We start from the raw sequence: 14,228 nt of genomic DNA, 5'->3' as shown, positions 1-14,228 counted from the left end.
GAGTCTATATGACAGAGAACAATAAGCTAGCTGTATCACCTAATGCATGGTTCGCTATTGATCGTGGCCAATCTAAAAATCCTACTTTGGCCCTTCATACAGTACAGCTAAAAAGTGAACAAGCTCTCAAGCACGGTATTGCTGATAGCGATTGGGTCGTCGTCTTTGACACTACAGGTCATATCACGCGAATCGGACGTATTCTGCGCATTCGCTCTGATCTCGAAACTACCACCTTATGTTTCGACCGAATTTTGCAGGTTGAACCACTCATTCCCGTTGGCATGACTTCACTTACTCTGCCTGCAAAAGGAAGCTTTGGCAGAATTCAGTGGAAAGAATTCATTGAAATGCTTCCAAATACACTAAATACAAGCATTGCTGAAATACCAACGATCGAAGATCAAACTTACATTCGCGAATTACTGCAATTAGCAGTTATGGATGATTTACTCGGGCCGGCAGCTGGCCCTAATGAGCTTATCGTCGATATGGGCGTAAGGGATCGCTATCTTGTTGGTAAGCTTGCTCCACGTGAAGCAGCCGAGCGCAGCTCTGAGTTTCCAGTGGATCCAGAGAATGCTGATGATGATGTTGGTGACCAAATAGTTAAGTCTCAGACAACAAAAGTGCATTCTCCAAAAGTGTCTGGCCGAGGAGAACCCGATGTCCCGGAAGAAATTGATGCCGCCAGCAACCAATCATTGGTACCAAGTAGTCTGGGAATGACTTTTTGTGTCGATGGCGATATTGATCAAATAGAACTAGAAGTTCGTTGGGGACGTTATGAGCGTAGCAATGACCATGAGATCTATCGAATCCGCAAGAACAAGGAGACTGGGGTCGAAGAACAGACCAAAGTCAAAGCTTGGCAGCGTTTTCCTAGTGGCGGGAAGATAACATTATCACTAGTAGAGGGGGCTATTTCCCCTCAATCTTTAGATAGTTCATCTCCTGAAGTACTAATACAGGGCACCATTCGTCCCAAGAATGAAAATGGTGATCGTCTGGTCACTATATTTCTTGTAAATACTCAGAAAGAGCCAGAAACCAACCGAGATGCAGCATGGGTATTCCAACCAGAAATCATTGCTCGCCCAGTGAAGGACGCAGTCGAAAGATCTATTTTTAGGCGCAAGCCAGTTTTGGATTGTGACGGTATGGATCCTGAACGCGAAGCGCTGGAAATGATTTACCGTAACCATGTTGAATTTGCAGTCGGGCATGGTGTTGCAGTACATGCTGAACCTGCAGATAACACTGAACTTGCGACTGAAATTCGTACAACTGTCATGCCACAGTATGAAGTTCAGAGAACAGAGACCCCGGCCTTGATCCATCAGATCGTCCGGCGATGCAAGAAATGGTCAAAAGTGGTTTACTTGACATGCAGAAACTGGCCACTTTGGAGGTGGAACCACTGATCGATGCATTGAATGTACTAACCAAGGACTATCTGGATTGGATTAGTGAACAACGTGCCAGTGTAGGTATTAAAATTACAGGTTTTGAAACCCAATCTCAGATCGCAATGGATCGTTGTAAGGAGATCCATTCTCGCCTGCAAAAGGGTATTGATACACTTAAGCTTAATGAAAAAGCGCTGGCAGCATTTCGTTTCGCCAACAAAGCAATGGCAACGCAGCGAGTACGAAGTTTATACGCGTTGGCTAAACGCCGTGGTGAAGATACGACTATCGAATCATTTGATATTGAAAAGAATCGTAGCTGGCGTCCTTTTCAGTTGGCATTCTTGTTGCTCTCTATACCTTCGTTGGCAGACCCAAACCATTCCGATCGTGTGCAGCCTGTAAATGCATATGCTGATCTTTTATGGTTCCCCACGGGTGGTGGTAAAACTGAAGCTTATTTAGGCGTTGCGGCTTTTACAATGGCCATACGCCGCATGCAGGGTAATTTGGGGGGGTATGATAGTTCGCGCGGTTTGGCGGTAATAATGCGATATACATTGCGCCTGCTAACATTACAACAATTCCAGCGTGCGACAGCCTTAATTTGTGCTATGGAAGTTTTGCGGCGAGAAGCACTCAATAATGGCGACGTGTCTCTCGGATTAGAACCATTTACTATTGGTCTTTGGGTTGGCAACAAAGTAACGCCTGGTTCGACTGAAGAGAGTCATCGAGCTATTGAAGATGCCCGTAATCCGGGAAAAAACCATGCGGGAACGGCCTCACCTGCACAATTAACTAGTTGTCCATGGTGTGGTTCATCAATTATCCCCGGACAGGATGTTGAAGTTAAAAAGGATAAATTGGGGGGAAGGACGTTTGTTTTTTGCGGTGATAAAAAGGGGCGTTGTGACTTTTCCAAAGGAAAATCAAGTAAACAAGCCCATCCAGGATTGCCTGTATTAGTAGTGGATGAAGAGATCTATCATCGCCCTCCCACAATGATGATTGCTACTGTAGATAAGTTTGCCATGATGGCATGGCGTGGCCAGGTGAGAACGCTTTTCGGCCGTGTAGGATTGGAATGTGAACGACATGGTTTGCTCTGGCAGGGGGCTAGCTGCACAGGAAATCATCCCGCAGCCAAAGGACAACCTTCAACTAAAGTTAGGGTTATCAATCCAATACGACCACCGGACCTTATCATTCAGGATGAATTCCACTTAATTAGTGGACCTTTGGGCACTATGGTTGGATTGTATGAGACTGCTGTTGATGAATTATGTAGTTGGAATCTTGACGGGAAGTCGGTCAGACCAAAGATCATTGCTTCAACTGCAACAGTCCGTAAAGCTAAGGAACAGGTAAATAATGTTTTTATGCGCCAAGTGGCAGTATTTCCACCACATGGGATAGACGTTGAGGATAACTTTTTCTCAGTACAACGACCTATAAAAGAAAAGTATGGACGTCGTTATCTTGGGGTATGCTCGCCTGGCAGTTCAAGGCCCGCAATGCTGATCCGTGTTTACACTGCATTCCTGACCGCAGCACAGGAATTATTCAACCACTTTGGTGAGCCTGCTGACCCTTATATGACAATGGTTGGCTATTTCAACTCGCTACGCGAATTAGGCGGGATGAAGCGACTTGCAGAGGATGACGTACAAACACGTTCTTACCGGGTGCGAATGAGCATGGTGGAAAGACCGGCATTGGCACAACGTAGTATAAGTAATGTTCGTGAATTAACTTCCCGAGTATCCAGTCAGGATATCCCTAAATATCTTGATAATTTAGAGGTTAAGTTTAAATCTGAATTTGATACTACTACTGGTAAGTATGTGACTAAATGGCAGGAGGGGGATACTCGGGCTATAGATATCGTCCTTGCTACTAATATGTTGTCTGTCGGCGTCGATGTTAACCGACTTGGTCTTATGGCAGTAAATGGTCAGCCTAAAGGAACGGCCGAATATATCCAGGCTACCAGTCGTGTAGGGCGTTCATTTCCTGGTTTAGTTTGTACCGTACTAACTTGGGCTCGTCCAAGAGACCTTTCTCATTACGAAACATTCGAACATTACCATGCCACCTTCTACAAGCATGTAGAGGCCCAATCTGTTACTCCTTTTTCTCCTCGAGCGATGGACCGTGGTTTAACAGGTGCGTTATTAAGTCTTGTTCGTCTGGAAAACGACGAATTCAGTCCTAACGATGGGGCTGGTAAGTTGAATATGTCTAATCAAGCCGAGATCAGTAATGCGATTAAAGCACTGGCGAATCGCGCTGGCAATGTTGCAGAAGATAATTCTCGCAAAAAATTGGCAGAGAATGAACTGAAAGAACGTGCCGACGAATGGGCAAAAAAAGCGTCAATGGGCGGACGGATTCTGGCATATGAAAAGCGCGGGCCTGAAAAAGATAAGACTGTCAGCTTATTAGACTCTCCAGGCCTGAAGCCTTGGGACAACTGGACAGTGCCTATGTCAATGCGAGAAGTTGAACCAGGTGTGAGACTTATAATGAACACCAACCATATAGCGGACGATCACGATTGGAAGCCTCGTCCCGCAACTAAGGATGAGGACTGATTATGAACATTAATGAGAAAACACCCGTTGGTGAAGTTCGCCCGAGCCAATTGCTTTGGACATATGGTCCTGGAGCCCTAATTGATTTGCCCAACTTGTCAGTTGTAACACTTGGGATCGACAGGTGGGAAAAGAACTGTTGTCAGCCAATTCAGGAAACCCGGTTACTAGCTGCCGTTAGAAAGGTATTAGGTGATCAGGTTGAAAGCTTGCGAATGCCACCATTTCAAAAAAGCGAAGTCACAGATATGTGGTCTGCTGAAGCAAATATAGGGGTACCTGTACGTCCTTTCCCTAGATGGTTGCGATGCGTTAAATGTGGGTTACTTTCACCTTACGATGCCGGGCTTTTCGAAATAAAAGAAAATCGATTTAGGCCTGAACGAACTCGCTTTGTTCATAAAGACTGCCGGGGTTCTAAGGGCGATCAACCTGCAAGGGATGCTGATGCAGTTCCAGCCCGTTTTCTCTTGGCTTGCCGTGATGGTCATCTTGATGATTTTCCGTGGCACTATTTTGTTCATGGTGGTAACAATCCATGCAAAGGAACGCTGCGATTTTTTGAAAGTGGCGCTTCATTGCAGACAGAAAATCTTTGGGTAAAATGCGATTCCTGTGAATTATCAAGAAGTATGGCGCATGCATTTGGTAAGGCCGGTAAAGAAAATCTTCCCGCATGTAGAGGACGTCATCCTCATCTGGATTACTTTGATGCTGAATGTGACGAAGAACCTCGTGCAGTACTGCTTGGGGCTACGAATAGCTGGTTTCCTGTAACGCTATCAGCACTAGCGATCCCATTATCAAATGTTACTCCATTACATCAGATAATCATTGATTACTGGGATGATTTTTCTGATGTAGAAGATCTTTCTGAACTTAAAGGGATACTAAAAATCCTCAACAAACGTGGTGAAGCTCAAGGTATTGAAAAGCATGCTGCAGAGGAAATATGGTCTGCAATTGAAACTCATCGCTCACAAGATGGCGAGGATTTTGTCGGTGAGGCTGATATTAAAGATCCTGAATGGAATGTACTAATAGAACCTACTCCCCCCACTGATTATCCTCATTTTATGAGTAAAAAAACCCGTACTCCTACGCGGTTTGCGCCATATATTGAGCGAGTTTTACTCTTAGAACGATTACGTGAGGTTAATGCTTTACTTGGTTTTACCCGGGTCGAGGCTCCTGAAGAATCTGAAGATCTCAACGAAAGACCGCAAATGGCCAGCCTGTCACGGAGCAAACCTGATTGGGTACCCGCCAATCAGGTCCATGGTGAAGGGATATTCCTGCAGTTCAATGAACAAGCGCTTGTGGCATGGGAATCTCTGGACGCTGTAAAACAATCGGACAAAATGCTTCGCGGTGGGCATACAGGTTGGAGAAATGCTCGTCACTTGGATCCAGAAGAAGGTTATCCCGGCATTCGCTATGCTATGTTGCATACACTTTCCCATTTACTGATTCGAGAATTGGCTCTGGAATGTGGATATAATGCCGCGAGTATTCGTGAGCGTATCTATGCAAATACAACCAATGGTACTCCTCAGGCGGGTATCCTTATTTATACCGCTGCCGCTGATTCAGACGGTACTTTAGGGGGACTGGTTGATCTTGGCAAACCAGAAAATCTTGGACGTTTACTTGAACAAGCATTAAATCGCTCAAGGATCTGCTCATCAGACCCATTATGTTCAGAGCATGATCCAGAGAAGGATCGTTCGCTGCATGGAGCTGCTTGCCATGCCTGTAGCTTAGTTGCAGAAACCTCTTGCGAGAAAGGGAATCGCTATTTAGATAGAGCCCTGCTTGTACCAACACTGGAGCATACTGAAGCAGCTTTCTTCAAGGATTTATTAAATGGATGATCTTCTGGACGCTATTACAGCGCTGAGCTCTCTAATATCATCTGAAAAAATAAGAGCTATCGCTGAAAATATTAGCCATATTGATGATAATAAATCTATGGCCACATTATACAATGTGGTCAATACTCCAATAGCTGTAACAATAGTCAAACAACTCACTATGGCCTGGCAAAAAACGTCTGTCAGTTCTAGTGAGTTGGCTGCAATGCTCCTTACTGCCAGCCATGTCTATTCAAAAGCCACTTCAGAGCAATCTACCGAGTTAGTGTGGACGGGCCCCACAACACCATTTGTTTCAGCACGTCGTACTGAACAGGCTTTGCTTCAAGTTATTAGTACCGCTGAGCGCACTCTGTTTATAACCAGCTTCGTCGCTTATGATGTTTCAACGATAGTGAAAGCATTAAATGCTGCAAATGAACGCGGAGTTATGATCTCAATTTTACTTGAATTATCACAAGAGAAAGGTGGTAGTTTAAATTTTGATACCATTGAGAAGATGAGAATACAGGTCCCTTCAGCCAAACTTTATGTATGGAATAATAAAGATAATGAATATTATGGCGGATGTGTTCATGCAAAAGTTGCTGTTGCTGATGCTCGGGAGTGCTTTATCACTAGTGCAAACCTTACTGGGTATGCTATGGAAAAAAATATTGAAGCTGGGGTGCTTATTTCTGGCGGAAGTATTCCAAGGCAACTTAATGAGCATCTTTTTTCCCTTATTAAAACTAAAATTATCTGCTTGGTTTGATAATGCTACCTCAATGGCTTCGGTAACTTATTAAGAGAATGAGGTTCACATAGTCGTTTTCAAATGATGACTTTCCAGAGATGGGAGGGCTGAGAGTGAACCTTCTTAGCCATCATAGATTGAGCCCTAAATTATTACCGCTTATAGTTTGACGCTTCAGTAGCTAACAGGGCTTTCTTTACCCGTATGGTCACAAGCTGGAGCTACATGTGGGAGATTTATCATCTCGACTGGCACAATGTCGGGAGAAGCCTTACTCTGGAATGCGTTTCAGTCCTGGAAAATAATCATGCAACTTTGTGATCTTCCGCACAGTATTCATTTTTATGTCCCATTCTGGGGGCAAATCCCCAAAGTAGAATCTAACAACCCATTAATTTTCAATGAATTAAACGAAAAGGCGAGTCCGGCCTTCGCACCAAAAGATACAATCAAGTCGCTTAAGGGCAGCTTTTTTTGTGCCTGAAATCTAGTGCTTACTTGTCATTCCCGCGCCCGCGATTCTGGCTCTCTCAAGGTCAACCCACTTCAATGCACATCTACAACAGATATTGGTATAAATGATGGTATTCCAAGTTCGTTAACGCTGTTACCAGCAGGGAGGGGATAAGCATGGCGTTAAAAGATATCGAAGTCGGAACAGCTATGCCAGCGGACAAACAATATAAGCTGACCGATGGCAACGGTATGCATCTTTTCGTTCACCCTAATGGCTCTAAATATGGACTGACCCCACGCCCGTAGCCACTTGTAGAGGCTGTGTGCGGGAACGCCCCGACGATTAGATACTTCGGCAACAGAATCACCGCGTTCCATTATCTGACGGACGGCTTCTTCTTTAAATTCAAGTGTAAATCGTGGTGTGCCATACGCTCCTCCTATACTCAAACTTTAGGGCAGAATCGTCTACCGGAGTGGTGGGGGCAGTCCAGGGTGGACAAATTCAGTGTGCCACTACATATTGTCTAAAATGAGGGAGGAGGGAAAAGGCTGGATCTCTCCAGCCTTTGACGGTCATTTCACTTTCTTGAAGATGAGCAGGATCAGAGGGACGCAGACAGCGAAACCAATGATGGAGGCTAAAGCCGAATCAGAGTGATTTTGCGCTAGCTCCTTAACAAACCAGGTACATTGAGAAGGGGTAAATTCTCCGCCTTGACTCATTGTCTCTGTAAAGTTAAGAGCGAAGACCAGATCGAAATAAAGCACGATAGCGTAATACGCTGCACAGATCAGCGCGATACTCACCCATCTGATCCAGAACTTCTTATTCATCATCGTAAGTGCTTCCCAATGAACCGCCTACTGTACCGCCTGAGTAGGAGGATGTTGAGCCAGCAACAGCAGCGGAATCGGCAGCAGATTGTTGAATTTTTGCACTCCCTCCCATTGATTGAGGGCTTTTGTTTTCGGTGTTAGGGTACTGCTGTTTGAATGTATTAGTCATTTCGACAACGAGGATTGATGAGAAGTCTGCACTCTTTGATTCAAGATATCTTTGCAGTGAAACCGGAATAGTAAAATCTTCTTCTATGTCGATTGGTAGCTGTGTTGTCGTGGATGTGTAACCGTGTTCGAATACCTTTGAGCCAGCAAACTTGAGCCCCTCGACTGAGTGAGTGGTACAGTTGCTACCAGTGACATCATACTTATCAATGGTTCGGCCTCTTCGCTTTGTACCATCTTGCATATTTGGCGTTTGAATTGGTGTTACACCGCCATTCCAAAGGTTTTCGAAGAATTTACGGATTATTTTAGGATCTGCATCATCAATGCGGAAAGCGCGAGCTCCCATTTCATAAAGTTCGTATCGGTAATACTTACGCGCATCTTCATCCTGGAAAAAGTCTAAAATCCCATCCCCAGTGAAGGTACTTTTATCAGTGCGTCCATAGCGTCCATAGGTGTAGAGGAAGATATTGTTATTCTCATGCACTGAAACGAAAACATGACCTGCACTTGTCGTTTCAGTCCATATATAAACGCCGTTCAGCAGCGGGTTATCTTCTGACTTGCAGGTGTCAGTCACATTATCAGCTTGGGGATCATAAATCGGGCGGGGGAGAACGGGAAATTCGACGACTTGAGATTGGGCTGTGTCGGCTTTCGCTGCCCCTGTAGAAAATTCATAAGTGTCATCGATGGAAGGAATAAAACGTGATTTGCAGGGACAGGAACTACGGCTGTGCAGTGTTCCGGCTACTCTTTTACCATGTATTTCGTCACTATCAAGGCCACCGCAGATACGATAATGCCCTGGATGTTTGCCGCAGGTTACTTTATGGCCTTCACATGCCATATCTTTATCGAAAAATTGATGGTTGGGGCATCCTTCAAGAATCCTGCCACCGCAAGCGGTCTTATCGCCCCTAAATAAAAAATGACCAATAGCCATTCGTCCTTATCCTTATTTTTGCTTTTAATTCCATGTGGGAAGTGTAAGTTTTTGGTGTTGGCGAGTAAATGAGCAAATGTAATAAAATCAAAGTATGTTAATCAATGGGAGCAGGTCGCCAGCTATGGATAGTGTTTATCCGCACGGTCAGTTGCAGACGAGATTTCCACAATTGCCTGCATTCCAACAGAGCAAGAGCCTGTCTTTTGTGAAGCTGGATCAGGGCGACGGTATCGCGGACCGGTAAATTACTTGTGGTTACCTGTTAGCCGGTGTTGCTGGTAAAGCTGGTGACGCTGGAACTTATCTAGCGAGTATGTTCTTTCACCTTTGGTGGTTGCTTAGAATATGGCACCGCTTGGCCTGCAGTCTGGAGAACACTGGCCGGAACAGAAGGTCGTAAGTTGTTCCAGCAATGGCTGTTGCGGGCTAAGTGCCGACTAACAGATAGCTGTCATAATGGTCGGCTTCCGGCGTGAGAACGGAAGCTACAACCAATTCTTTGAAAATAAATAAAAGCAGGGCTAACGCCAATCGTTTCATTACATCCTTCCGCGAACTACGGTGGGGGTGTTGATCTCCTCCCTGAAAACAGTGCCGGGCTAAACTGAAGTCTCCGGTCTTTCTTCCATCTCACAGAGAGGCACATCGCCATGAAAAAGACCCGCTATACCGAAGAACAGATTGCGTTTGCTCTGAAACAGGCCGAAACCGGCACCCGCGACGGGGAAGTCTGCCGAAAGATGGGCATTTCTGAAGCCACTTTTTATAACTGGAAGAAGAAATTCGCCGGTCTGGGCGTGACCGAACTGCGGCGTCTGCGGCAACTGGAGGATGAAAATCTGCGGCTGAAGAAACTGGTGGCTGACCTGAGTCTGGACAAGGAGATGCTGCAGGAGGTACTGAAACAAAAGTTCTGAGGCCGGCTCAGAAACGTCAGGCGGTGCATTTTCTGCGGGGGGCTTACCGTATCAGTGTCCGACGGGGATGCGGACTGCTGATGCAGAGCAGAACCGTTTACCACTGGCAGAGCCGGCGGGATGATCGGGCGATAACCCTGCGTATCCGGTAAATAGCGGAAACTCGGATCCGCTACGGTTGCCCGCGTATTCATATTCAGCTGCGGCGGGAAGGCTGGCCTGTTAACCACAAGAAAACACACCGGATTTACTGTCTGGAAGGCCTCAACCTGCGCAAAAAGCGCCCCCGCATGCATGTCATCGTCAGCAACGTCCGGTCCTGATCGGTATCGATCAGTGCTGGAGTATGGATTTCGTGTCGGATAATCTGTTTAACGGAACACGTTTCCGGGCGCTGACTGTAGTGGATAATTTTAGTCGGGAGTGTGTGGCGATCCATGCCGGAAAGTCGCTGAAAGGTGAGTATGTGGTCGGTGTGATGGAAAGGTTGCGGGTGCTGGGCAAGCGTCTGCCGGTACGTATTCAGACAGATAACGGCAGCGAGTTTATTTTGAAAAGTCTGGATAAATGGGCGTATGAGCACGGTGTCACAATGGACTTATCCCGCCCCGGAAAACCAACGGATAACCCGTTTATTGAATCATTTAACGGCAGTCTGCGGGATGAATGCCTGAACATTCACTGGTTTCTCTCGCTGGAAGATGCGCAGGACAAACTCGACAACTGGCGTAGGGAATATAATCATGAGAGAACGCATTCATCATTAAATGACATGACTCCGGCTGAATTCATCCGAAGTCTCCGGAAAGACGAAGATCTCTGATTTAGCACTGCACTGAATTTGGGCCAGGGTCAAATCTGGCCGGGAACTCAAAAATGCATGCAACTAAAACAGGGTTATTTACAGACAAATTTAAAATTAGCTGAAAGTTAATATTATTTTTGCGGAGCCCTTTCGGGCCCCGAATATTACTTTATTTTAACATTGATTTCACTTTCCGGGCAACCCGGCGAACCAGGCTGGTGCCTCGTTTTGCGCCTTGGACATGAATTGCTTCATACAGAGCATTAAAACGGTCATGGGCCCAGCCATCTCTTTGCTGAGAAATAAGACCATCAACCTTATTATTTAAAAGTTGTAACTCGTTACTGACAGAATGACCACCATTGATGCTCCGCAAGCGATTCACTTCACTCTCAAGTTCTTGAATCTTCTCGAGGTAGGAAGGTATCAACCCCATTGCATAGTTATATTTAACATTCTCATCCATAAAAGGACGGAAACTGCGGTAGTTATTTTTACTCTTATTTCCACTTAACAACATGCAGGAGTTTGCAACTCTATACCAAAATAGAGGTTCCGGGACGATTTGCAATTTATATCCCTGTAATGATATTTTGGCAAAAAACTCCCAGTCTTCATGACCTAAACCGTAATCTTCAGTAAATCCGCCAACTTTTTCGAAAACCTCTTTTCTGATCAGCGCATTAGCATCGCCAAAGCAGTTACTAAAGCTGGCGATATTTAAATCAGGCCCTAACGGAAGCCAGCAGTGCGTCATTTTACGGAACGGAGAAGGGAACTCCTCACCAAAAATAAGATCGCTTGGTGTGGTTAACACATCGGCCCCAGAGTTTAATGCTGCAGTAACAAACGTTTCTACCTCAAAAGGCTTAGCAACATTATCATCGTCCATAAACATCAGATATTCGCCAGAGGCGTGTCGCGCAGCCAAATTCCTTGCAGCACCCAGATAGTTATTAGAACTACGGACAATTTTCCAGCCTCGAGAGTTAAAATCATTCTCGATGAGATTCAAATAACGATGAGAATCTTCTGTCGTACTTCCATCATCAACCAAGATGACCTCAATATTTTGGTACGTCTGAGATTTTATTGATGCGAGTGCTTGCTGAAGCAAATGGTGACGTTCGAAGTGAGTTATACACACGCTAACTAACGGGCTGTTAGCTTCATCGATTTTCTTGAATGCGCGGTTGTTTTTTCGTTCAACTGCGACAAACCAAGCTTCTTTAATATTGTCTTGTGATTCAGCAAGCCCTGGTTTTATATTTATATTTTTTAAGCGATAGTGGATTTTCCCGTATAAATCGACAGGTGTAGGAATAAATAGAACTTCCGCATGATGCTCCTGCGGAATAAGCTCTGGAATTCCACCAACGTTTGAAGCGAGGAAATTAACGTTATTAATCAAGCATTCATAAACAGTATAGGGTGAGTTTTCTACAAGTGATGGAATGATGACTAATACATTTTTTCTTTTTATATATTCATTAGCGTTGGTACGATCATAGTCGCTGATGACATTAACTGCGAGTCCCAAATTTTTAGTCTGATTCATAATATAAGTAAATGAATCAGTTTTCCCCATAGTGACATTTTTTCCGAGGAAGGTTACTCCAGAAATGCTCTCTTTATCTTCATCAGATAGTTTTCTTAATGCACGCAGGAATATGTCAAGTCCTTTACGGGTTTCAAGGCGGCCGAAAAATACAAGCTCAACGCCAGAAGCTGGCTTTTCATTTATTTTAACTGTAACATCATCTCGGCTTTGTTGAATAAATAAGATTTCGTGCGAACGACCCTGTAGCTGGCTGGATTTTCAGGCAATACGCACGCTTTCTGGCATCCCAGCCTTTGTCATCCTGTTCAACGCACGCACCATGGCCATAGCTTCCGCTACCTGACCATCGTAGTCACGCAGCGTCAGTGAATCTCCCAACAACTGCTTCATTCTGTACATTGCCGTTTCCGCTATCGAGCGACGGTTATATTCCGTTGTCCATTTCCACCGTGCATTGCTTCCGCTCAGCCGCTGATTAGCAACGGCACGGTTGCGGTCTGCGTACTCACCGGGCCAGTAACCTGCTCCTTTTCGGGGAGGAATAAGCGCGCTGATTTTTTTGCGGCGCATTTCATCGTGACAAAGCCGTGTATCGTAAGCCCCGTCTGCCGCGGCTGCCCTGATTTTTCTGTGAGTCTGCCGGATAAGGCCGGGAAGGCTTCTGAGTCCGTGACGTTATTCAGCGACAGGTCTGCACAGACAACTTCATGTGTGTTGCTGTCAACAGCAAGATGCAACTTTCGCCAGATACGACGGCGCTCTTTGCCGTGCTTTCTGACTTTCCATTCGCCTTCACCAAAGACCTTCAGCCCGGTGGAATCAATCACCAGGTGTGCGATTTCACCCCGGGTGGACGTTTTGAAACTGACATTAACCGACTTTGCCCGCTTACTGACACTGGTGTAATCCGGGCAGCGCAACGGAACGTTCATCAGGGCAAAAATGGAATCAATAAAACCCTGCGCAGCCCGCAGGGTCAGCCGGAATACGCGTTTAATCACCAGAACGGTGGTGATGGCGAGATCAGAATAGCGCTGGGGCCTTCCTCGTGATGAAGGCGTTGCCGACTCATACCAGGCCTGAATCGCCTCATCATCCAGCCAGAAAGTGAGGGAGCCACGGTTGATGAGAGCTTTGTTGTAAGTGGACCAGTTGGTGATTCTGAACTTTTGCTTTGCCACGGAATGGTCTGAGTTGTCGGGAGGATGCGTGATCTGATCCTTCAACTCAGCAAAAGTTCGATTTATTCAACAAAGCCCATCATCTCTCGTCACAAACCCTTGAAATGGCTCGCAATTTAAAATTACATGACGTTCTTCAGGAACATTCCAGTGCTTACTCAACATCCAATCAATTAAATACTGAGACGGACTAACAACTTCATCCGCCATTTCAACCACCATTTTCTCCATATAATAGAGTTCAAGATGGTTCTGATCATATGGAAGCTGGTAATTACCTTCATCAGCCCATAACGTTGAACTGTGAGTATTTACAATGAACTTTGTATTTTCAAAATCCGTTCCATTCTTTTTGCTTAATAAAGTGTAATAAAGATCTGCCTGCCACTCACAAGAAATAACAGTGTCATAGATGTTATTTTCTTTCAACCAGAGATAAATTGAATAACTTTTCCTTCTAAAATACGGTGCATCAATATTAATCTCTTTTATCAGTCCGGTTCTTAGCAGATTGATACCAAAGGTACTATAAATACGTGACCAGTCGCTAAATTTCGATACAGATGATTCAGAATAGTCGCCACATGTATACAATACATCAACATCATACCCCTTTTTTGCCAAAGTAGTGGCAAGGGCAGTGAAAGCAGTACCAATACCGCCGTTACGGACAGGCCCCTCAATGTCCGGCGTCATTATAAGAATTTTCTTCATTGTAACCCTTCCTTTGTA

6 protein-coding genes and 7 pseudogenes are annotated in these 14,228 nt (G+C 45.2%); 7 read left to right on the top strand and 6 right to left on the bottom strand.

What is annotated here, in order from left to right:
- Positions 1–8 precede the first annotated feature (8 nt).
- The 6 genes and pseudogenes from LPQ25_RS22820 to LPQ25_RS22795 all read left to right on the top strand — a co-directional run.
- Complete coding sequence (locus LPQ25_RS22820) at positions 9–1,424, top strand: hypothetical protein (RefSeq protein WP_234599490.1); 1,416 nt, start codon at positions 9–11, stop codon at positions 1,422–1,424.
- A complete protein-coding gene (gene drmA, locus LPQ25_RS22815) occupies positions 1,355–4,006 on the top strand; it encodes a DISARM system helicase DrmA (RefSeq protein ID WP_225315831.1) in 2,652 nt (883 codons plus the stop codon). The genes LPQ25_RS22820 and drmA overlap by 70 nt, the downstream gene beginning before the upstream one ends.
- A gap of 2 nt (positions 4,007–4,008) precedes the next feature.
- Positions 4,009–5,880, top strand: a complete 1,872-nt coding sequence (drmB, locus tag LPQ25_RS22810; protein ID WP_012737313.1) for a DUF1998 domain-containing protein — start codon at positions 4,009–4,011, stop codon at positions 5,878–5,880.
- Complete coding sequence (drmC, locus tag LPQ25_RS22805) at positions 5,873–6,634, top strand: DISARM system phospholipase D-like protein DrmC (protein WP_012737314.1); 762 nt, start codon at positions 5,873–5,875, stop codon at positions 6,632–6,634. The genes drmB and drmC overlap by 8 nt, the downstream gene beginning before the upstream one ends.
- A gap of 173 nt (positions 6,635–6,807) precedes the next feature.
- A pseudogene (locus LPQ25_RS22800) lies at positions 6,808–6,921 on the top strand (FosA family fosfomycin resistance glutathione transferase); the annotation flags it as partial.
- A 325-nt stretch (positions 6,922–7,246) separates the two neighbouring features.
- Positions 7,247–7,357, top strand: a pseudogene (locus LPQ25_RS22795) (DUF4102 domain-containing protein); the annotation flags it as partial.
- Positions 7,358–7,369: 12 nt separating this feature from the next.
- Here the strand turns inward: LPQ25_RS22795 and LPQ25_RS22790 are convergent.
- From LPQ25_RS22790 to LPQ25_RS22780, 3 genes and pseudogenes are all read right to left on the bottom strand, one after another.
- A pseudogene (locus LPQ25_RS22790) lies at positions 7,370–7,516 on the bottom strand (transposase); the annotation flags it as partial.
- 132 nt (positions 7,517–7,648) lie between these two features.
- The gene (locus tag LPQ25_RS22785) at positions 7,649–7,912 is read right to left on the bottom strand and encodes a hypothetical protein (protein ID WP_004192273.1); all 264 of its coding nucleotides are present in this window, start codon (positions 7,910–7,912) and stop codon (positions 7,649–7,651) included.
- Positions 7,902–9,029 (bottom strand): PAAR domain-containing protein, encoded by a 1,128-nt coding sequence (locus tag LPQ25_RS22780; RefSeq protein ID WP_012737315.1) that lies wholly within the window; start codon positions 9,027–9,029, stop codon positions 7,902–7,904. The genes LPQ25_RS22785 and LPQ25_RS22780 overlap by 11 nt, the downstream gene beginning before the upstream one ends.
- Before the next feature lie 653 nt (positions 9,030–9,682).
- Between LPQ25_RS22780 and LPQ25_RS22775 the strand changes: the two are divergent.
- Positions 9,683–10,772, top strand: a pseudogene (locus tag LPQ25_RS22775) (IS3 family transposase).
- Positions 10,773–10,923: 151 nt separating this feature from the next.
- Here LPQ25_RS22775 and LPQ25_RS22770 read toward each other — a convergent pair.
- From LPQ25_RS22770 to LPQ25_RS22760, 3 pseudogenes are all read right to left on the bottom strand, one after another.
- Positions 10,924–12,522: pseudogene (locus LPQ25_RS22770) on the bottom strand (glycosyltransferase); the annotation flags it as partial.
- Positions 12,523–12,573: 51 nt separating this feature from the next.
- Positions 12,574–13,496 (bottom strand): annotated as a pseudogene (locus tag LPQ25_RS22765) (IS5 family transposase).
- A 78-nt stretch (positions 13,497–13,574) separates the two neighbouring features.
- Positions 13,575–14,210, bottom strand: a pseudogene (locus tag LPQ25_RS22760) (glycosyltransferase); the annotation flags it as partial.
- Positions 14,211–14,228 lie beyond the last annotated feature (18 nt).

This window comes from Klebsiella sp. KPN54798 (assembly GCF_021184225.1).
Lineage (GTDB): Bacteria > Pseudomonadota > Gammaproteobacteria > Enterobacterales > Enterobacteriaceae > Klebsiella > Klebsiella pneumoniae.
This window is presented reverse-complemented; position numbering and strand designations above follow the sequence as displayed.

What these genes read in the sequence shown, in the direction of transcription:
- LPQ25_RS22785 (WP_004192273.1), bottom strand. Translation starts at nt 7,912, where the DNA reads ATGATGAATAAGAAGTTCTGGATCAGATGGGTGAGTATCGCGCTGATC.
- LPQ25_RS22820 (WP_234599490.1), top strand. Translation starts at nt 9, where the DNA reads ATGACAGAGAACAATAAGCTAGCTGTATCACCTAATGCATGGTTCGCT.
- drmC (WP_012737314.1), top strand. Translation starts at nt 5,873, where the DNA reads ATGGATGATCTTCTGGACGCTATTACAGCGCTGAGCTCTCTAATATCA.
- drmB (WP_012737313.1), top strand. Translation starts at nt 4,009, where the DNA reads ATGAACATTAATGAGAAAACACCCGTTGGTGAAGTTCGCCCGAGCCAA.
- LPQ25_RS22780 (WP_012737315.1), bottom strand. Translation starts at nt 9,029, where the DNA reads ATGGCTATTGGTCATTTTTTATTTAGGGGCGATAAGACCGCTTGCGGT.
- drmA (WP_225315831.1), top strand. Translation starts at nt 1,355, where the DNA reads ATGCAAGAAATGGTCAAAAGTGGTTTACTTGACATGCAGAAACTGGCC.